The organism is Pseudomonas sp. G5(2012) (assembly GCF_000408945.1).
Lineage (GTDB): Bacteria > Pseudomonadota > Gammaproteobacteria > Pseudomonadales > Pseudomonadaceae > Aquipseudomonas > Aquipseudomonas umsongensis.
Map to the genome: position 1 here is coordinate 1 of NZ_APIO01000065.1, position 19,412 is coordinate 19,412.

The 19,412-nt window shown below is 57.5% G+C and carries 17 protein-coding genes, 1 tRNA gene and 1 pseudogene; 8 read left to right on the top strand and 11 right to left on the bottom strand.

Annotation, left to right across the window (positions count from 1 at the left end):
* On the top strand, positions 1-627 hold a 627-nt coding region (locus PG5_RS20835; RefSeq protein WP_042955600.1), incomplete at its 5' end, for a response regulator.
* A 141-nt stretch (positions 628-768) separates the two neighbouring features.
* The gene (locus PG5_RS20840; RefSeq protein WP_042955601.1) at positions 769-1,149 is read left to right on the top strand and encodes a hypothetical protein; all 381 of its coding nucleotides are present in this window, start codon (positions 769-771) and stop codon (positions 1,147-1,149) included.
* 117 nt (positions 1,150-1,266) lie between these two features.
* Here the strand turns inward: PG5_RS20840 and PG5_RS20845 are convergent, their stop codons facing one another.
* The 9 genes from PG5_RS20845 to PG5_RS20885 all read right to left on the bottom strand — a co-directional run bounded on the left by PG5_RS20845 (position 1,267) and on the right by PG5_RS20885 (position 10,573).
* A complete protein-coding gene (locus tag PG5_RS20845; protein WP_020799092.1) occupies positions 1,267-2,625 on the bottom strand; it encodes a DUF1329 domain-containing protein in 1,359 nt (452 codons plus the stop codon).
* Positions 2,626-2,844: 219 nt separating this feature from the next.
* Positions 2,845-3,696 carry a fumarylacetoacetate hydrolase family protein gene (locus PG5_RS20850; protein WP_020799094.1) on the bottom strand — a complete coding sequence of 284 codons (852 nt, stop codon included), beginning with the start codon at positions 3,694-3,696 and terminating at the stop codon, positions 2,845-2,847.
* A 56-nt stretch (positions 3,697-3,752) separates the two neighbouring features.
* Entirely contained in the window at positions 3,753-4,631 is an 879-nt protein-coding gene (locus PG5_RS20855; RefSeq protein WP_020799095.1) for an SDR family NAD(P)-dependent oxidoreductase, read from the bottom strand.
* A gap of 106 nt (positions 4,632-4,737) precedes the next feature.
* Positions 4,738-5,316 carry an HD domain-containing protein gene (locus PG5_RS20860; RefSeq protein WP_042955603.1) on the bottom strand — a complete coding sequence of 193 codons (579 nt, stop codon included), beginning with the start codon at positions 5,314-5,316 and terminating at the stop codon, positions 4,738-4,740.
* Positions 5,317-5,406: 90 nt separating this feature from the next.
* The gene (locus PG5_RS20865) at positions 5,407-6,138 is read right to left on the bottom strand and encodes an SDR family NAD(P)-dependent oxidoreductase (protein WP_020799097.1); all 732 of its coding nucleotides are present in this window, start codon (positions 6,136-6,138) and stop codon (positions 5,407-5,409) included.
* A 37-nt stretch (positions 6,139-6,175) separates the two neighbouring features.
* Positions 6,176-7,507, bottom strand: a complete 1,332-nt coding sequence (locus tag PG5_RS20870; protein WP_020799098.1) for an MFS transporter — start codon at positions 7,505-7,507, stop codon at positions 6,176-6,178.
* Between the two features lie 113 nt (positions 7,508-7,620).
* The gene (locus tag PG5_RS20875) at positions 7,621-8,676 is read right to left on the bottom strand and encodes a 3-keto-5-aminohexanoate cleavage protein (protein ID WP_020799099.1); all 1,056 of its coding nucleotides are present in this window, start codon (positions 8,674-8,676) and stop codon (positions 7,621-7,623) included.
* Positions 8,677-8,733: 57 nt separating this feature from the next.
* Positions 8,734-9,582 (bottom strand): TauD/TfdA family dioxygenase, encoded by an 849-nt coding sequence (locus PG5_RS20880; protein WP_020799100.1) that lies wholly within the window; start codon positions 9,580-9,582, stop codon positions 8,734-8,736.
* A 10-nt stretch (positions 9,583-9,592) separates the two neighbouring features.
* Positions 9,593-10,573 carry a quinone oxidoreductase gene (locus PG5_RS20885; RefSeq protein ID WP_020799101.1) on the bottom strand — a complete coding sequence of 327 codons (981 nt, stop codon included), beginning with the start codon at positions 10,571-10,573 and terminating at the stop codon, positions 9,593-9,595.
* 29 nt (positions 10,574-10,602) lie between these two features.
* Between PG5_RS20885 and PG5_RS20890 the strand changes: the two genes are divergently transcribed.
* Positions 10,603-11,730: an AraC family transcriptional regulator gene (locus PG5_RS20890; protein WP_231989915.1), complete on the top strand. Its 1,128-nt coding sequence runs from the start codon at positions 10,603-10,605 to the stop codon at positions 11,728-11,730.
* A 177-nt stretch (positions 11,731-11,907) separates the two neighbouring features.
* Here PG5_RS20890 and PG5_RS20895 read toward each other — a convergent pair whose 3' ends face one another.
* A complete protein-coding gene (locus tag PG5_RS20895; protein WP_020799103.1) occupies positions 11,908-12,813 on the bottom strand; it encodes a LysR family transcriptional regulator in 906 nt (301 codons plus the stop codon).
* Between the two features lie 116 nt (positions 12,814-12,929).
* On the opposite strand from PG5_RS20895, the gene PG5_RS20900 reads away from it, so the two are divergent.
* From PG5_RS20900 to PG5_RS34990, 4 genes and pseudogenes are all read left to right on the top strand, one after another.
* Positions 12,930-13,349, top strand: a complete 420-nt coding sequence (locus tag PG5_RS20900; protein WP_020799104.1) for an ester cyclase — start codon at positions 12,930-12,932, stop codon at positions 13,347-13,349.
* 3 nt (positions 13,350-13,352) lie between these two features.
* Entirely contained in the window at positions 13,353-14,396 is a 1,044-nt protein-coding gene (locus tag PG5_RS20905) for an SDR family oxidoreductase (protein WP_020799105.1), read from the top strand.
* A gap of 17 nt (positions 14,397-14,413) precedes the next feature.
* Positions 14,414-14,956 carry a histidine phosphatase family protein gene (locus PG5_RS20910; protein WP_081648175.1) on the top strand — a complete coding sequence of 181 codons (543 nt, stop codon included), beginning with the start codon at positions 14,414-14,416 and terminating at the stop codon, positions 14,954-14,956.
* Between the two features lie 472 nt (positions 14,957-15,428).
* Positions 15,429-15,777: pseudogene (locus PG5_RS34990) on the top strand (tyrosine-type recombinase/integrase); the annotation flags it as partial.
* 141 nt (positions 15,778-15,918) lie between these two features.
* Here the strand turns inward: PG5_RS34990 and PG5_RS20920 are convergent.
* Positions 15,919-16,005: transfer RNA gene (locus PG5_RS20920), tRNA-Leu, on the bottom strand.
* 414 nt (positions 16,006-16,419) lie between these two features.
* Between PG5_RS20920 and PG5_RS20925 the strand changes: the two genes are divergently transcribed.
* Positions 16,420-19,412: CheR family methyltransferase (locus PG5_RS20925; protein ID WP_042955604.1), on the top strand; the 2,993-nt coding region annotated here is incomplete at its 3' end.

The following is a 19,412-nucleotide window of genomic DNA, read 5'->3' on the forward strand; positions in this document are numbered from 1 at the left end:
GAGCAGGACAATCTGCACAAAGTGTTCGATCTCTTCAGCCAGGCGGACAACCCGCATGCCAGCCATCAGCGCGAAGGCCTGGGCATTGGCCTGTCGTTGGTGCGGCAACTGGTGGAAGCCCACGGCGGTTCGGTAGATGTACAGTCCGAAGGCATTGGTCGTGGCTGTACCTTCACCCTCCGGTTGCCGCTCTCTCGGCCCTCACAACAGCCGGACAAACAGCCGACAGTCGCCGAACAGGGGCGTCTGGTTGGCCAGAAAGTGCTGCTGGTGGAAGACTCCAAGGACGTCATGGAAGTCCTGCAAATGTTGCTGGAAATGGAAGACGCCCATGTCGAAGCCTTCAGCGATCCCCTGCAAGCCCTGAAAGCGGCGAAGGACAGCAACTACGACGTGATCATCTCGGACATCGGCATGCCGGTCATGGATGGCCATCAGTTCATCCGGGCCATCCGTCAGATTTCCCACCTGAAACACACGCCTGCCATTGCCCTCTCGGGCTACGCCACCAGCGAGGAGCAGAAAAAAACCAGGCAATCAGGGTTTAATTATCATGTAGGTAAACCGGTATCCCATGACGACTTCATCGACCTCATTGACGAGGCTTGCAATACGCGGCCTTATTGAGTGAAGCATTCATTCACGAGACTCGATCCAGCCCGCCCAAAGCCACTAGTCGGCCAATAGGTATTGCTCGTCCAGAGCGTGTTGACGCACCACCCTGCCAAGCGTTGAATTTTCTTGTAGCTCATACAGGGAGGACACCACATGGCAAAAATAAAAATCCTGGCGGGGGATTTCCTTGAAGGTTCTGCAGAACTTGAACCTGGGTTCATAACCATTCAAACGGCCGTCTATCCATGGCCAGGCCTGAAGATCACCACGTGCGAAATACTCGACGTCACGGTTGTCAATGAATCTTCTTATCGGGACGTATCGAGCGCTGTCGGCTTGGGGCTGGCCGGCGCATTGGCTCTCGGACCGATCGGAGCTGTCGCTGGCGTGATATTGGCAGACGATGAAATCGAGCTGACCTTTTCGATGCAACTGAGGGATGGACGGTCGCTGCTTTGCGCGACCGATAAGCGCACCTACCGAGACATTGAAGCCGCAATCGGTAAGCAGGCGATGACGAAGCACTTCAAATAACCTTGCGTGTGCAGACGCCGTATTCTTGAGCCCGGCCAGCAAATGTCCAGGCGAACAAGAAACCTGTGGTGAGGGGATAAAACCCTCACCACACAAGTCCTCTCACCACATGAATTCCTAGCGAATGCCCGCCCCTGCCAGGGACTCAGGCGACCACTGTGCCTTGGACAGCGCATTGATGTAGTGGATGCCGCCGTACGGGCCAACCACGCCGTTGATGTTGTAGGAACCGCCGACCAGGTCGTAGATCATGTACGGCGTGGCGTCCGGAACCTGCTTGTCATAACTCTGGCTCAGGAAGGCGAAGGAACCACGGTAGAGCTGCCCACGGGAATCGTACTGGTCAGAGGCAAGAGCGACCCAGCTGTCTTCATCCAGATAGAAGCGGCGTTTCTGGTACACGTGACGTGCTCCGGACTTCAGGTTGCCCTCCACCACCCAGACGCGGTGTTTCTCCCAGCGCACCATATCCGGTGCCAGGTGGTTGGAGGTCGTCAGCGACTTCGGATCCTGGGCGTAGGTCAGTTTGTAGGTGTTATAGGGCACGATCATTTCCTGCTTGCCCACCAACTTCCAGTTATAGCGATCCAGCGCGCCGTTGAACACGAACACGTCGTCATAGGTGCCGGTGCCGGCCGTACCTGGGTTAGGCGTGTCGTAGGCCAGGCTCGGGGCCAGCTTCACCCGGCGCTGGCCAGGCAGGTACTGCCAGGCGCGGCGCGGCATCTCGATGGCGTTGGTCGCGTCCTTGAGCATGATGGCTTCACCGGCGCGCCGCGCCGGGCCGGTGTAATACAGTTTCATCTGGTAGTACACGTCGGAGCTGGTGATGGGCTGCGACATGTTCTCGTAGATCGGGTAGTTGATGAACGCTTGAGCGGTGGTCGCCAGGCTGGCCACACCGGCCGAATCGACGTTCCAGGAGTCGTACTTGGCATTGATATTGACGCCCTGGTAACGCAGCAGGAAGTTCCACATGGCCTCGGCGCCCGATTGCGGAATCGGGAACGGCACGCCCGGCAAGACGTTGTCGATGGCCAACCCGCCTTCAAGGGACTTGGCCCCGGACGCGTTCTTCACACTGTTGTCCAGGACTGCCTGCGGCAGTACTACAGTGCGGTGGGTCGGATAAACATCGACGCGGTAGCTGGGAAATCGCTCGATCAACTTCGCCGTGGTGGCCGTGAGCATGCCCTGGTACTGGGCGAGGTTCTTGCCGTCGATCACCAGCACCGGCTTTTCACTGGCAAAGGGGTCCGGACGAAACGTGTCGCCCGCCTTGAAGCTGGCCGGTGCGGTGGTCAGGCCGCCGCTGTAGGCCGGAATGGAGCCATCGGCACTACCGGCCTTTTCGGCCCCCACCAGCGTCAGGCTGGAGCCCAGCCTGGCCGCCTGTTCAGGGGACACTGCGGCGTGTACCGCTGTTGTGAAAACCATTGCCAGGGAAGTCGCCATCAAACTTTTCACGAACATCATTGCGTAGATCTCCTGCCCGGCATCCGGGCAATGCGAATGTTTAGAAAGATTTGTTCAAGGTCAGGCCACAGCCAACTGACTTCGCCGCAGGCACGCACTACAAACGCTATGTTCATGCATTGACTTGTCTCCGTTTATTTTTGTTTTTATCCAAACAACATCAAATACTTCGATGACGCATTTTCCCGCCGGAACTATTGTTAATAGCCTTTATTGAACTCAACCTTTGTAGCGAACACACGCCTGGCGTTGCTGGCCAAGTTTTTCAATACCCAGCGTAACAATGTCGTTTTCTTCAAGGAAAACCGGTGTGGGCTTGATCCCCATTCCAACGCCTGGCGGCGTACCCGTGGTGATAATATCGCCAGGGTAAAGTCGCATGAACTGGCTGATATACGCGACGATGGTGGGTACATCAAAAATCATCGTCGCCGTGTTGCCTGTTTGCCTGCGAACGCCATTCACATCCAGCCACATGGATAAGTTCTGTACGTCGCCTATTTCATCTTTGGTGATGAACCATGGGCCAATCGGGCCAAAGCTGTCGCAACTCTTTCCTTTATCCCAGGTACCCCCACGCTCCAATTGATAGGCTCTTTCCGAAACATCATTAACCAGGACGTAGCCCGCTACATACGCCAGTGCATCCTTTTTTTCGAGGTAGGCGCCTTCGCTGCCAATAACAATGCCGAGTTCGACTTCCCAATCGGTTTTTTTACTATCGGGTGGAAGGATGATTTCATCATGGGGGCCCGTGACACAGGAGTTGGCTTTCATGAACACTATCGGTTCCGAAGGAATCGGCAGATTGGCCTCCTGTGCATGATCCCGGTAATTCAACCCGATCGCGAGGAACTTGCCGGTTACCCGCAGTGGCGTCCCCAACCTTGGATTCCCCTCCACGGCCGGGAGAGTCGATGGATCGATATCCTGTAGATGCGCCAGGGATGATGGCGTGAATGTACTTGCGTCGATGTCGCTGAGAATACCGCTCAGGTCCCTGATGATGTCCTGGCTATCGAGCAGGCCAGGCTTCTCCTTGCCCTTTTCTCCGAATCTTACCAGTCGCATAGTGTTGTCCAGATGTTGAAGTGGGGGTGTCGTACTCAACAGCAAGTTCGCACTGTTTAAAGGACTGCTCCCCCATTGGGACTGATGACCTGCCCCACGAAATAGTGATCGCCTGCAAGGAACGTCGCCACGGACGCATATTCATCGGTTGTCCCGAACCTGCCCGCCGGTATGACTTGCCAGAACCTGCGCCGGCCTTCCTCGCCGATGGAGTCGAGATACTCTTCAAAGAAGGGAGTCGACACCCCGCCCGGTGCCAAGGCATTGACCAGGATGTTGCCGCCGGCAACTTCCGCCGCGACCGATTTGGTGAAGGCAATGACGGCGCCCTTTGACGCGCTGTAGTGCGGACTGTGCGCGCTGATTGCCGACATCCCGGCGATCGAGGCAAGGTTCACGATGCGACCATAACGTTGCTCCTGCATCAGCTTGAGCGCTTCGCGCGTGCAATAGAACATGCCGTGCACATTGACATCCCAGTACCGATGCCACTCCTCGTCGGTAATTTCACTGGTGAAACCCAGTGATTGCCTCGGTTGCGCAGTGGTGATGTAGGCGTAATGCTTGTTGCGTCGTACCGCATCAGCGGCCCCGGTGGGCGCCAGCGCCGCGTTATTCACCAGAATGTGCAACGTGCCAAAACGCTGGACAATGTCGGCGAACATGGCGACCACCTGGCTGCTCGAGGAGATGTCGCAGTGAAGAGCCAAACAGTTGGCACCCGCCGCTTCAACAGCCTTGCGGGTTTCCTCCAGGGCGGGGATATCGATATCGCAGATGACAACATCCGCACCGGCCCGCGCGAAATGCCGGGCAATGGTTCCCCCCAGGCCTCGGCCCGCGCCGGTAATCAATACGACACGGCCTGCAAAGTTGCGCGTGCTAGCCTGCGCCATTTCAAATGGCGCGTGTTCAAGTTGCTCGTCCAATTGCATAAATGACTCCGGTATCTGGATGACGTGAGACAAGTATCTGCAGAAAACCAAATTCGCTTTTGACGATTTGGGGTAATAATTTTACATTTTGGGGTTGGCGGGTGTTTCAGCGCTCAAACATGGGCCCATAGAGGGACAACCTGGGCTTGGCCAATACACGGCGTAACATCGGCTCAAAGAAGTTCAAGGGTAAAGTTTCACCTTCGGGATCGAAGGCGGGACTGTCGTACAATTCGATAAATTCTGCCGTGCGCGCATAGTTCGACTGTTCCTTGAACATGTCGCGCATGTTGCGATCCATTCCAATGCGGTGAAAGAAATTATAACCCTGGAAAATTCCATGGTTCTGGATCATCCAGTGATTTTCTTCGCTGACAAAGGGTTTGAGGATGGCCGCCGCCACTTCGGAATGATTGTAGGCGCCCAGCGTATCACCGATGTCATGCAGTAACGCGCACACCACATACTCTTCATCGCGACCATCACGATAGGCGCGCGTAGCCGTTTGCAGGCAGTGATCCAGACGATCAATCGGAAAGCCGGAAAAATCACCTGACAGCAAGTTCATGTGCGCGATGATTCGATCAGGCAAAGCGCTGGCAAAGTTTTTAAATTCTGCAGATATAATATCCCAGTCTTCCTGGGTGCTTTGATCCATCCGGGTAAACAATGCAGTTGCACTCATTTAACGCTTCTCACAGGATGAGTTTCAGTTAAAGCGACATTCATGGGTCAAGTTAGAGTCGTCACTGGGTCCAAGACGACGTCTTGCCCATCAGATCGCCCGGCGCATAAGGCTGTAACTCTGAGCGGTAGGTCCTGCATCAGGCATATTTGCCAGGAACAAGGCCAGCGACACCACGTCTTCCGGGGTCTTGAACCACTCCCCCGGGGGAATCGCCGCATCACGCGTCATCTCGGTCTGTACAGGCCCTGGAATCAGTTCGTTGACGCTGATGTTGTATTCCAGCAACTCCACCGCGAGCGACTGGGTGAGCATCCACATGCCGCTCTTGGAGCAGGAGTAAGCCGAAAAACCGGGGGTGGCACGGTGGCGCTGGCCAGAACCGATCATGATGATTTTCCCGGCACCGCGCCGGCGCAGGTAAGGGATGGCGGCATGAGCGGTGTGGTAGGCACCGGTCAGGTTGATGTCGATGGTCTTGCGCCACTGCGCCGGGTCACTGTCCTCGATCCGTCGTTGCTCGATGGCGATGCCGGCGTTGGCGACCACGATATCGACGCCGCCGAATTCATCGCTGGCGCGCTGGTACAGGGCGGCGACTGCGGCGTAGTCACCCACGTCGACTGTCTGGGCGACAGCCTGGCCGTCTGCTTCGATGATCATGCGCACAGTCTCGGCTATTTCCGCCGTGCTGCGGGCACTGCAAACCACCGCGGCGCCGGCCTGCGCATAAGCCAGGGCAATGGCGCGGCCAATGCCACGGCCAGCGCCGGTGATGACGGCGACTTTACCCTTGAGCGGTTTTGAATGGATGTGATTCATCGTCTGCATTTCCTTACGGGATGTGAGAAGTGTTTTTTCAACGCGATTGATGGCAACTTGAGGATTCATGGCGGCGCAGGTCGTGGAGGTAATGGGACCTTGCGAAAGCAAACGCCAGTGCTGAGCCAATCGAGACTAACGGGACCCACTGCAACGCGCCGAGCAGGCCGATCCTGTCGGCGAGCAGGCCGGTCAGGTAGGGCCCTGGCGCGGCACCCAACAGGTTGCCGGCCAGCGCCAGGGTAGCGATCGCGGTTCCGTGAAGAGAGACGTGCACCAGATCGGTGACGATGGCGCCCGCTGAGCCATAAGTGCCAGCCGCAAAGAAAACGCCCGCGATGATCACCGCGAACTGTCCGGTGCCGGGTGGCAAGCGCATGCTGATCATCAGCAGCAGGCAGGAGCCCAGGCAGTAGAGAATGGCGGGCAACGTTTTGTTTTTGTCCGACTTGCGCCCCACCCAGTCAGTGAACACGCCGCACAGACCCATGCCGAGCCCGCTGGCGATCAGTAACACTGCCGCCGCCAGTGCCGACTTGTCAGCGGGTAAATCGTAGTAGCGGTTCAGGTAACTGGGCATCCAGGCAATGATGGTGTAGGCGGTGAAGAGCTGAAGGCCACTGCCAACATAGGTGAACACCAGCGTCGGCGCGCCAAACAACGTCTTGAGAAGTGAGCGCAATCGAATTTTTTCAACACGTTTGCCTTCGACCGGCGACTCGACTAACTGAAGGGGCCTGTGCTGCGCCAGGCGTGTTTCAGTAATGGTGAATGCAAAGAACAGGATCAATAGAAACCCGAGCGCCGCCATGGCAATCAACGCGGCGCGCCAGCCAAAGTGATTCGCTATCACGCCGCTTGAGGCCAGGCCCAGTACCGAGCCAAACATGCCGGCAGAGGTAAAGGCCCCGGTCAGCGTGGCACGCATGGAAGACGGGAATACACTCAAGATAATTGCGAGCCCCACGCTGCCGTAGCCGGCCTCGCCAATACCGACAAACAGTCGGGCCAGCAGCAGCTGGTTATAGTGCTCTGCCAGTCCACAGGCCAAGGTGCTCAGGCTCCAGAACAGCGCCATGATCACCACACTTTTAACCCGCCCCCAGCGGTCCGCCATCAACGCGGCCGGAACAGCCAGCAAGCCAACCGCAAGCCCCACGATGCCACTGAGCAGGCCGAGTTGCGCATCGCTCAAGGCCCACTCGGCCTTCAGTTGTGGAAAGACTGCATTGAGTGCCTGTCGCGACATGTAATCGGACAGCATCAATGCGTAGATAACGATAAATACCAGCCAGCAATAGGCTCGCGGGCGTGAAATCCCACGCGCAGGATTCGCCGCAACCGATATGGAAAACTTCTCTGCCTGCATATCGCCCCCATTATTTTTATCCACGCAACTCAAGGGAATTGCGCACGGCTGCATCGGTACAACCGGGCAGGAAGGCGCTGGCGCCTTACTGCCCGTGCTCACGCTGAGGCGAACTATCGACCGTGGGCCGAGGGGACGATCGGGCCCGCAGTGCGGTTGGGCAGCATGCCGTTTGCAGCGAGCGTTTCGTCTGCATCCTTGTACCAGGTGCCGATGCGGTAGATTTGGCGCGCCTCTTTGCCGGTCGCAATTTCGCGGCCCAACTCTTTAGCCACACGCACGGTTTGCTTGACCTGATCCACTGAGCCGAAGCGCTGGCCATGTTGACCAATGATGGTGTCTTCGTTGCCGCAGCGCGGGTGCAAACCCATGGCCAATGCCATCATGTTGAACGGCAGCACATTCTTGAGCAGAGACTCGGCGGTCAATGTGCAAGCTTGCGGGACACGCTGTACGAAGTTCATGAAGTTGAACGGATTGGGCCCCTCAAATCCTCCACCTACCCCGATCCAGGTCAAATTCAAAGGACCGGTGTAGAGGCCTTTGCGCACCAGGCGCTGCAGGGTTTCCAGCGCGTGGATACCCGTTAACTGGAAGTGCGGCTGAATCCCGGAGGCCTGCAGGCGGCGCAGGTGCTCTGCCACCCAGGCAGGCCCTGCGGGCACTGTCATTTCGCTATAGGCTGCGCCGAGTAGCGGATTGCCCAGCGAAGTGCCCTCGATGTATTCGGGATAGAGCAACTCCATGATGTTCATCTGCGTGGTGTTGATCGCTACCGTTACCTGGTCGGGTTTCGGATCAAGGTCTGCCAGCATGTGGCGCGTGTCATCGGACAGCCACTTGGCAGCCTGGCCATCGTTTTCCGGGGCGAATGAAATCGAACCGCCGACCTGGATGATCATGTCCGGCACAGCCTCGCGCACACCGGCGATCAGCTCGTTGAATTTGGACAGGCGTTTCGATCCCTTGCCATCCAGTTCCCGCACATGCAGGTGCAGCACAGTGGCGCCTGCTTCGTAACACTCGACTGCCTTTTCGATGTGTTCTGCCATGGTGACAGGGATATCTTCCGGGAAGTCCTCAGGCATCCACTCGGGACCGTACGGGGCGACGGTAATAACTACTTTTTCCTGGTTTTCCGGGTGCAGCGAATCGTCTAGAAATTGCATTTTCTATCTCACTGTCAGCTAGTTGGATCGGATTGGAAAAAAGCTGTGTCTGCCCGTTCAGTAAGGCCGGTCACCGATGATCGTGGCGCGGTCCATCTGGCGATGGCACGGCGGGTAATCCATCACGGCGTAATGCTGGGTGCAGCGGTTGTCCCAGATGGCCATGCTGTTTTTCTTCCAGCGCCAGCGCACTTGATATTCAGGGATGTACGCCTGGCTGATCAGGTATTGCAGCAGGTCACCACCCGCCTGGTTGCAGTCCTGTCCGTAACGCACACGTTCCTTGGTGTGGTAATTCACGAAGTGCGTCGCAAAGGCATTGACGAACAGCACCTTTTCACCGGTTTCAGGGTGAATGCGCACGACTGGATGCTCTGCATCCGGAAACTGGGCCTTCAGCGCATGGCGTTTTTCACGCGGCATCGCCGCGCCGAAACTCGACTGGATGCTATGACTGGCAATCAGGTCGCCGATCTGCGCCTTGACCTGATCCGGCAGGTTGTCATAGGCCAACACCATATTCGCCCACATCGTGTCACCGCCGACTGGCGGGCACTCCACGCAGCGCAGTACGGCCCCCATGGGCGGTGCCTGGCGCCAGGTCGCATCGGTATGCCAAGTGTTCTCGTAGCGATCGAGCGGGACGTCCGGGCGCTTGTAGATTTGCACCAGGCCGGGCGCCTCGGGGTCGGTCGGCGCTACCGGGTGGTCCTCCAGATCGCCAAAGCGGCGTGCAAAGCTCGCATGCTCAGCCCGGGTAATGTCCTGATCACGCAAAAACAGCACCCGATGCTTGATCAACGCTTCGCGGATAAGCCCGAACACTTCATCGTCGTGGATGGCGTCGGCGACATTGACATCGATCAGCTCGGCACCGATGGAACAGGTCAGTTGTTCAACTCGCATGGCGACCTCCTCAGATCACAAAAATCGAGGAGCCTGTGGTTTTGCGCGCTTCCAGATCGCGATGGGCCTGCACCGCGTCCTGTAGCGCGTAACGCTGGTTGATCGGGATGTTGATGCGACCGGCTGCAACATGACCGAAGATTTCCGCAGCGAGTGCGGCCTTTTCCACCGGGTCGACGATGTAATCAGCCAGCGCCGGGCGGGTCAGGAAAGGTGAACCCTTGGTGGCAAGGATTTGCGGATCAAAGCCTGAGACCGGGCCGGAGGCGAAGCCCAGGCAAACGACCAGACCGCGCCGCTTGACCGAATTCAAAGAGGCGTCGAAGGTGTCTTTCCCCACGCTATCGATCACCACGTTGACGCCAACGCCATCGGTCAATTCACGGACCCGCGCGGCCACGTCTTCGTGGCTGTAGTTGATCGTATGGTCACAACCATGGGCCCGCGCAATCTCGGCCTTGGCTTCGCTCGATACGGTGCCGATAACCGTCACACCGAGTAGCTTGGCCCACTGCGACACAATCAGTCCAACACCGCCAGCCGCCGCATGCATGAGGATGGTGTCGCCCGCTTTGAAGTCATGGATGCGACGCATCAGATAGGACGACGTCAGCCCGCGCATGGTCATCCCCGCCGCTGTTTCGCACGAAATGGAGTCGGGCAGCTTGATCAAGGGCGCCGCGGGTATCAGGCGCTCGGTGCTATAGGCGCCCAATGTGTTAAGGAAGCCGGTGTAAGTGACACGATCGCCGACCGCAACATTACTCACCCCTTCGCCAACGGCCTGGACTACGCCTGCGCCTTCCACGCCCATGCCGGCGGGAAGCGGCATCGGGTACAACCCGGAACGGAAATAGGTGTCGGCAAAATTCAGGCCCACCGCTTCATGACGCAATCGAACTTGCCCTGGACCCGGATCGCCAACCTCCATTTCTTCCCAGCGCAAAACATCCGGACCACCTGTTTCATTCATACGAATAACGTGTGCCAAATTGATTCTCCTCGAATACGAAATGCCGAATGTTTGCGCTCAATATCAGTGTGCTTAGCGCCACTCGTAGAAAAAGTATCCGCGAATGGCCTTTGTTGGACTTGACATTTCGGGGTATTTTTTTTACATCTCGAGGCAAAAATGGAGTTCCAATGCCGAGTTTGCTTAGAAGTTCAAGCCTGACGAATTTTATCGACGTTGCGATCTCCGTCGGACTCGACCCCTATCGACAGTTGCGCAAGGCAGGCATCACCGATGCCGCGTTGATGGACCCAAGCATCATGATCCCGGCGAAATCGGTCATGCACTTGCTGGAAGACTCAGCGTATGCGGCGAAGGTCGAAGACTTTGGCCTGCGCATGGGCCAAACCCGCCAGCTGGAAAACCTCGGTCCCCTGGCCATTGCCCTGCGCGAGGAGCAGACGCTGCGCAAAGCCTGGCAATCGTTGACACGTCGTCTCGGGCTCACCAACGAATCAATGGACTTGAGCATTGAAGAAGCCAACGGCGTGGCGATTTTCAGGCAGGAACTCACGGACAATATGGGGGGATCGGTAAGACAAGCCACCGAACTCGTCACGTGCGTGATTTTCCGAACGTTGAAACAACTGCTTGGCCCCACCTGGAAGCCTCGCAGTGTCTGTTTCACGCACCAGGCGCCAGTCAATCTGGCGATGCACCGGCATGTGTTTGGACCATCGGTTCGGTTCAATCATGAATTCGACGGCATCGTATTGGCCACCACCGATTTGGATGCAGCGATCCAGTCGTATGACCCATTGATTGCGCGCCATGCCCGGGAATTCCTCGACGCCAAACTGGCCCAGTCCGACGTGACGATGCCTGACAAGGTGCGCAAACTGGTCTTCGCGCTATTGCCAACGGGCGAGTGCGTAGCCGAAAAACTGGCCCAGCAGCTTGGCGTGGACCGCAAGACCCTGTATCGCCACCTCGCCCATCACAATCAAACCTACTCATCCATTGTCGATGACGTTCGGGTCGATCTGGTAAACCGCTATGTCGTGAACCGCGAGCGACCGCTTTCAGAAGTCGCCATTCTTCTGGGCTTTTCTTCCTTGAGTGCCTTTTCCAGATGGTTCTCGGGTCGCTTTGGTTGCAGTGTGACGACATGGCGTCGGGAGAAGCAAAAAGCGTAGCCAACGAAAAAGGGCCTACCGCGAAAACGGTAGGCCCTTGATATTCATGGTGCCCGAAGCCGGAATCGAATAACACCTATTTTGACCCATTTTTTGGCCTCGAAATCACTCTAATCAATGTGGAGAAAAGGCTTGTTTCCCACCATTACCGTACAACCTGCAAGCGGCCTTATGCGCTCATTTCGGAGCGCTCTCCAAGAGGTAACCTTCGACACTTTCCATGGAAAGGGCTTCAAGCAGCACCTGCTCCAGGATGACAAAAAAACATTTGATGTGAGCCTGTTTCAATGCCTGCGGCCGGGTCACCAGATAGACCTCCATATCTGGAAGTTGGAGATCCGGGAACAACCCGATCAGATCCTTCGCCAGAATACGGGGCAGCACCGCCACGCCCATACCTCGCCTCACCGATTCGAGCTGAACCGCGAACGAGCTCACGGTGATCTGCGTGCGGTCCAACCCCGCGGCCTTTGCCACCCGCATTTGCGGCAACATGTCCAGCGGAGGAAGCAAGCCAATATTGACCGCAGTGGCCGGAGTCAGCCCTGGAAACCGCTTCAGATAACCTGCATCGGCGAAGACACCGTAAGCGAGCCTGCCTATGGAGCGATAAATCAGCGACGGTTCGCCCAGATGAGTCGTGCGTACAGCAATGTCTGCGACGCCGCGGACGATCTTGTGAAAGTCGGCTGTTACCAGCAACTCCACCGAGCATCGCGGATGCAGAGTGGTGAAGCGACTCGCGGCCTCCAGCACGCAAGACGAGAACCCCTCTCCTGCACTGACCACGACACTGCCAGACAGCTCTGTGTGTAACTCGGACATGCCCGTAACGGTTTGACGCCTCAAGCCCGCTTCTGCAGCCAGGGCAACGTCCACGAGGGATTGGCCTCGCGGGGTCAACCTGCATCCTTCAACTCCCCGCTCGACGAGTGGCTCGCCAAGTGCGCCTTCAAGTTGGGTCAGCCGTCGCGCCACAGTAGACGCAGCGACCCCCAGCAATTGGCCGGCCTGAAGAAAGCTGCCACGTCGCGAGACTGCCAACAGCAGGCGAAGATCGTCCCAATTTGCTTGCAAAGCCATGCTTCATATCTTCCCTGATCCGCAAATTTGCAAATCCATTATGCAGCAGTCGCTGTTTTTCGGCAGAGGCGTCAACGGTATATCTACACCCCCTCGAAAAGAATGGAATGGACTGTATGACTACTGGCCCCAACGACTATGCGGAACGCGCCGCCAGCGCCTTTAATCGCCGAGATCTGGAGTCGATGCTTGCGCTGGTTTCCGAAGACTTCGTCTACTTCGATGGTATGGGGATACAAACCGGTCGCGAAACCATGCACAAGCGAGAGCGCGCATTAATCGAAGCGTTCCCCGATGCCAAGGTGACCTTGAGCCCTTTTATCGTCACTGACGATCGTTTGGCACTGACTGCCCTCCTGACCGGCACCTTCACTGCACCATTAGTGCTGTCGGACCGGGTGATTCCACCCCATGGACGCCACATTGCCGCGTACTACGCCGCACACTTCACCTTCAGAGACGGGTTGGCCATACGTGAAGAGGCCTTCTTCGACAGTGCGGTGTTGATGCCGTTAGCCGATCAGAGTGAGGGTTGACACATGCATAACACATTCGTCACTGGCGCGACCGGCTTGTTGGGCAACAACCTGGTGCGCGAATTGGTCGCTCGTGGCTGCGTGGTCAAAGCCCTGGTCCGTTCAAGAGCCAAAGGTGAACAACAGTTCAAGCATTTGCCGGGTGTAGAACTGGTGGTGGGTGACATGGCCGATGTCGACGCGTTCGCAGTGTCGCTGCAAGGCTGCGATACGGTGTTCCACACCGCAGCGTTCTTTCGCGACAACTACAAGGGCGGCAGCCACTGGGAAGAACTCGAAAAGATTAATGTGTCCGGTACACGGAACCTGCTTGGTCAGGCCTACCGCGCTGGTATACGACGGTTCATCCATACGTCTTCCATTGCCGTGCTCGACGGCGCTCCCGGCACGTCAATTGATGAAACCTGTCTGCGGGCCGACGCCGATGCGGATGACTATTACCGCAGCAAGATCCTCGCCGACCGTATCGTCCTGTCGTTCCTGGAAGTCCATCCCGAGATGCATGCCTGCATGGTCCTGCCTGGCTGGATGTGGGGTCCTGCCGACATTGGCCCGACCTCCTCGGGACAGTTGGTCAACGATGTCGTACGCGGTAAATTGCCCGGACTGATCCCTGGTAGTTTCTCCGTTGTCGATGCCCGCGATGTGGCATTGGCGCAGATTGCCGCCGCCAGACATGGACGGCGAGGCGAGTGCTATCTCGCGGCGGGTCGGCATATGACCATGCGAGAGCTGGTGCCCGTTCTTGGGCGTATCGCAGGCGTCAAGACACCCGTTCGACAACTGCCGCTGCCCTTTCTGTACACCTTGGCAGTTGTGCAAGAGATCTACGCGCGTATTACCGGCAAGCCCATTCTGCTGAGCATGGCCACGTTGCGCCTGTTGGTACGAGAAAAGGACCGCACCTGTTTCAACCACGGCAAGAGTGAACGAGAGCTTGACCTAAGTTTCCGGGCGCTGGAGCAAACAATCACCGACACCGTGGCGTGGTACCGTGATCACGGTTGGTTTGATAAACACCAGGACAAGGACGTAAACAGACAGTGAGCAGAAAAATAATCCTGATGCGTCACGGCCAGCCAAAGCTGGACGCAACCGACAAAATGTCAGCGCTCGATATGAAAGACTGGATCGAACAATACGACCGATCCGAAATTACCGACCAACCCGTCCCGGTTGCCAGCAAGCAACTCGCCGCAATCGCCACGGTGATTGTCTCGAGCAACGCGCCTCGTGCGCTGACTTCCGTCCAGGCTCTCGGCCTGAAGCCCGCCTTCGTCGACGCGCTATTCCGTGAAGCGCCACTGCCTTATGGTCACTGGAAACTGCCACGGCTATCGCCGTTTACCTGGGCATTTATCCTTCGAGTCTTATGGTTGTGTGGTTACTCACGCAGAGTCGAATCCGTCGGCATTGCGAGGATGCGTGCCCGCACGGCAGCTCAACGACTTCAGTCCCTTGCCAGCGAAGGACCGGTTCTGCTGCTCGGTCATGGCTTTATGAATCGAATGATCGCCAGACAACTGGAGGCAGATGGATGGACTCGCCAAAAACGTAACGGCAGCCAATATTGGAGTGCGACGGTGTATCAAAATGGCGGTGTTTAAGAGGTGAGAGTTTCTGCTTTATAGAGATCGGTGCCCTCCCTCCTTCAAAACTGACCAGGCTGAAATTTGTATGGTTGCAATGGCATGCAAATGTAGTGGTACTTGGCCTGCGAAAAGCTGAAACAGGAGGGGCTCTTCATTTTAAGGAAGGTGAATCTCCTCATAATCGGTTCAAATCACTCGTTTCGTTCCACTGGGACGTCCGCAAACGGCCACCCCTTACTCTGAGTCTGCTAAAGGTCGACCGCAGCGCTCCGCGTAGGTAGACGCGACATTTAATTATGACGTCTAGGCGGGTGAATTCGGGGAATCGGCCTTTGAATTCAAGGGCCAAACCACAACGGTTGCCCGCATTCCTGAGCCCTTCCCCGATAAATTGGCCCAAGAATTGGCCAGCCATCTCAGCCGCCCTGCCGGCGAAATCCCAGCACAAGATCACACCCCAATGATGCAGCAGTGCAAACGGAAACAGGCCTATTTGACTGGCCAGCGGGTTACCGACACTCGATTGTTGGATGAGCGAGACGTTCGCGAAGGTCAGATATGGGTGCTGCAGGGCAATACAAACGCAAAGCGGCGAATTGAAATCACTGGCGAGCTAAGGGTTTTGATTGATCGAATCATGTCCCGGAAGTCAGAACACAAGGTCCGCTCGACGCGGTTGATCGTTAGAGGATGGCACACCAATGTCGGTAGCGGTGCTACGGGGGAGATTTGACTTGGCCAGGGAAGCGGCCGGGGTCGAAAAGTCCGCGTTACAAATGCGCGACTTGCACGCTAAAGCCGGTACGGACAAAGCCGAATCAAGCGGCGATATTTTGTAGGCTAGGGATCAACTTGGACATACGATCGTCGTAATGACGAGTCTCGCCAACAAAGTGAATTGCGGACCAATCCAATAATTGCGGACCAGAAACGAACAAGGGCTTGCTTAGCTTCCGCTCGCAAACCCTTGAAATATATGGTGCCCGAAGCCGGAATCGAACCGGCACGCCCTTACGAGCGGGGGATTTTAAGTCCCATGCGTCTACCAGTTTCGCCATTCGGGCGGTAGCGCGGTGAAGCAGAGGGGGGAATATATACATCCCGACCGAGTGAAGCAAGTTTGCAACGGTGTTTTTCGAACACTGCCCGCAGTCGGCTGCGAAAAAAAAAGCGCCTTAAATCATGCATCTACGGTGATTTTCTACAGCATCTCGCAGAATCGATAGCGCACTTGCACCCAAGGCATCACGAAAACGACATTATCTCCCAATGTTTCAAAAGCCAGCGCAACCCCACCTTTCCAGTGCGCCCGCTCGCTGCCATGCCAGACAACCCCGAAACCTGATCTATGCTGGTGCCAGCAGCGCCGCTGTTTGGCTTAGCAATGCGGCGCTACCCACATTATCCTTACCCCTTTCATGAACCCGTTTGAATTGGCGTGGGCAGGCTGCTGCGGTCGCCATTTAAGGCCTTAATGTATGACGTCTTCCACGAAGCACGCACCCGATGCCCCCCAGCGCAGAGAGTTGACCCCCAGTACCCTGGACTTTCCTGTGGTAGGCATCGGCGCTTCCGCCGGCGGGCTTCAGGCCGTGAAGTCATTTTTTCAACACATGCCCGATGACAGCGGCATGGCCTTCGTGGTGATTCTTCATTTGTCACCGGATCACCACAGCATCGTCGACCGGATCATTCAGGATGTCACTGCGATGCCGGTGCTGCAGGTGACCGAAACGACTGATATCAAGAAGAACACCGTCTACGTCATCCCGCCCGCGCACCACCTGGCGATGAGCGATGGCCACCTGTCGGTGACATCGACCGATCGACACCCTGGCTTGAACATCGCCATCGACCTGTTCTTCAGGGACCTGGCGGATGTGCACAAGGAACGCGCCTTTTGCCTGGTGCTTTCGGGCACCGGTTCTGATGGCGCGGTGGGGTTGTCGCGAATCAAGGAACAAGGCGGCGTCACGTTGGTGCAGGCACCCGAAGATGCCGAGTTCGACGGCATGCCTCGCGCCGCCATCGACACCCGGATGGTCGACCTGGTGCTGCCGGTGGTGCAAATGCCGGAAAAGCTGCTGGAGCTGTGGCGCAACTCGCAAGCCATTCGCCTGCCGAACGCCAACGATCCTGACGCCAGTATCGGCCCGGCTCCCGGCGAGCGCGACGCCGCCGTCGCGGAACAACGGCTGCAGGACATACTGCTACAACTGCGGGCAGGCACTGGCCATGACTTCAAGCACTACAAGCGCGCGACGGTGTTGCGCCGCATCGAGCGGCGCCTGCAAGTGACCGCGCAACCGGATCTGGCCGCCTATTACCAGTACCTGCAGGCTCATCCGCAAGAAACCAGGGAACTGCTGTGCGACATGCTGATCGGCGTGACCAATTTCTTTCGCGACGGCGAAGCCTTCCAGGCGCTGGAGCGCGATGTCGTACCGAGCCTGCTCAAATCGATGGGGCCACAGCGTGACGAGATACGCGTCTGGTCGGCAGGCTGCTCGACGGGCGAAGAAGCCTACAGCCTGGCGATGATGTTGACCGAACAGCTGGCGCAGCATGACAGCCCCGCCAAGCTGCAAGTCTTCGCCACGGATATCGATGACCGGGCCATCGCCTTCGGTCGCAACGGCGTCTATCCCGAAGCGATCGCAACCGACGTCCCGCCGTCATACATGCGCCAGTACTTCAGCCGCGAACAACAGCACTTTCGCGTGCGCAAGGAAGTCCGCGAGAAAGTGCTGTTCGCCAAGCACAGCCTGTTGCTGGACCCGCCGTTTTCGCAAATCGACCTGATCGTCTGCAGGAACCTGCTGATTTACCTCGACCGCGACGTACAACGCGACATCATGCAAATGTTCCATTTCGCCTTGCGCCCGGGCGGCTACCTGTTCCTGGGGACCTCCGAGTCCGCTGACGCTTGCCTGGACCTGTTCACCCCCGTGGACAAACGCAACCGCATCTTCCGCGCCAAGAGTGGCCTGACCCATACCCGACGGGCACCGGCCATGCCTCGCGGTGGCTACGTGCGCACGACCATCGCCAGCAGCCCCGTCGTCGCTCAATCCGCACGCAAGACGTCCTATGCCGATATCCATTTGCGCGCCCTGGAAAAGGCCGCGCCGCCGAGCATCATCGTCGATGCCAATGCCAATATCCTGCACATCACCGAAGGTGCTGGGCGCTTCCTGCGTTATGTGGCGGGCGAGTTGTCGCGCAACTTGCTGACGCTGGCCCATCCGGACCTGCGACTGGAGATCCGCACCACGCTGTTTCAGGTGCAGCAGGCCGGCACGCCAGCGACCTCGCGCAAAGTGCGAATCGAGCGTGAGCGGCGCAGCTATCTGGTCGACCTGACCGCTCACCCCTACAAGGACGACGAGACCGAAAACGAATACGTCCTGGTGATCTTTGAGGAGCGCGAAGTCGAGCCTCAGGACTCGCTCGCCAGCGTCTCTGGCCAGACCGAAAACCGGATGTTGAGCAATCTCGAACAAGAGCTGCAACGTACCAAGCTGCATTTGCAGGAGACCATCGAGCAATCGGAGGTCTCCAGCGAAGAGCTCAAGGCGTCCAACGAAGAAATGCAGGCCATCAACGAGGAGTTGCGTTCAGCTACCGAAGAGCTGGAGACCAGCAAGGAAGAGCTGCAGTCGATCAACGAGGAACTGCTGACGGTCAACTACGAGCTCAAAACCAAGGTTGAAGAAACCGACAAGATCAACGACTACCTTTCCAACCTGATTACCTCCACCGACATCGCCACGGTGTTCGTCGATCGCAACATGCGCATCCGCTGGTTCACCCCCAGGGCCACGGACATCTTCAGCATGCTGCCGGTCGACACCGGGCGCTCGTTGATGGACATCACCCACCGCCTCGATTACCCGCAGATGGCCGAGGACGCGGCGACCGTCTTCGAATCGCTGAACATGATCGAGCGCGAGGTCAGCAGCAACGACCAACGCTGGTACATCGCCCGATTGCTGCCCTATCGTTCCAGCGAGGATCATATCGACGGCACGGTGCTGGCCTTCATCGACATCAGCAAGCGGCGCGCCGCCGAAGACGAGCTGCGCCTGGGTGAGGAACGCATGCGTCTGGTGGCGCAAAGCACCCACGACTTCGCGATCATCATTCTCGACGAGCATGGTGTGATTACCGACTGGAACACCGGCGCGCAGCTGATTTTCGGTTACGCCAAGGACGAAGTGCTCGGCGCCTGCTATGACCTGATCTTCACTCCCGAGGACCGCGCCGAGGGCGTGCCTGAAGCCGAACTTGCGGCGGCACGCAAACATGGGCGCGGCGAAGACGAGCGCTGGCACTTGCGCAAGGACGGCAGCCGCTTCTATTGCAGTGGCGAAGTCGCCTTGCTCAAGGGGGAAAGCCTGCAGGGCTACGTGAAGATTGCCCGCGACCTCACCGGTCACAAGCGCATGCACGACCAACAAAGCCAGCAACT

Excerpts from the sequence above, each read along its gene's own strand:
- PG5_RS20840 (WP_042955601.1), top strand. The coding sequence starts at position 769 with ATGGCAAAAATAAAAATCCTGGCGGGGGATTTCCTTGAAGGTTCTGCA.
- PG5_RS20845 (WP_020799092.1), bottom strand. The coding sequence starts at position 2,625 with ATGATGTTCGTGAAAAGTTTGATGGCGACTTCCCTGGCAATGGTTTTC.
- PG5_RS20850 (WP_020799094.1), bottom strand. The coding sequence starts at position 3,696 with ATGCGACTGGTAAGATTCGGAGAAAAGGGCAAGGAGAAGCCTGGCCTG.
- PG5_RS20855 (WP_020799095.1), bottom strand. The coding sequence starts at position 4,631 with ATGCAATTGGACGAGCAACTTGAACACGCGCCATTTGAAATGGCGCAG.
- PG5_RS20860 (WP_042955603.1), bottom strand. The coding sequence starts at position 5,316 with ATGAGTGCAACTGCATTGTTTACCCGGATGGATCAAAGCACCCAGGAA.
- PG5_RS20865 (WP_020799097.1), bottom strand. The coding sequence starts at position 6,138 with ATGAATCACATCCATTCAAAACCGCTCAAGGGTAAAGTCGCCGTCATC.
- PG5_RS20870 (WP_020799098.1), bottom strand. The coding sequence starts at position 7,507 with ATGCAGGCAGAGAAGTTTTCCATATCGGTTGCGGCGAATCCTGCGCGT.
- PG5_RS20875 (WP_020799099.1), bottom strand. The coding sequence starts at position 8,676 with ATGCAATTTCTAGACGATTCGCTGCACCCGGAAAACCAGGAAAAAGTA.
- PG5_RS20880 (WP_020799100.1), bottom strand. The coding sequence starts at position 9,582 with ATGCGAGTTGAACAACTGACCTGTTCCATCGGTGCCGAGCTGATCGAT.
- PG5_RS20890 (WP_231989915.1), top strand. The coding sequence starts at position 10,603 with ATGTTTGCGCTCAATATCAGTGTGCTTAGCGCCACTCGTAGAAAAAGT.
- PG5_RS20895 (WP_020799103.1), bottom strand. The coding sequence starts at position 12,813 with ATGGCTTTGCAAGCAAATTGGGACGATCTTCGCCTGCTGTTGGCAGTC.
- PG5_RS20900 (WP_020799104.1), top strand. The coding sequence starts at position 12,930 with ATGACTACTGGCCCCAACGACTATGCGGAACGCGCCGCCAGCGCCTTT.
- PG5_RS20905 (WP_020799105.1), top strand. The coding sequence starts at position 13,353 with ATGCATAACACATTCGTCACTGGCGCGACCGGCTTGTTGGGCAACAAC.
- PG5_RS20910 (WP_081648175.1), top strand. The coding sequence starts at position 14,414 with ATGCGTCACGGCCAGCCAAAGCTGGACGCAACCGACAAAATGTCAGCG.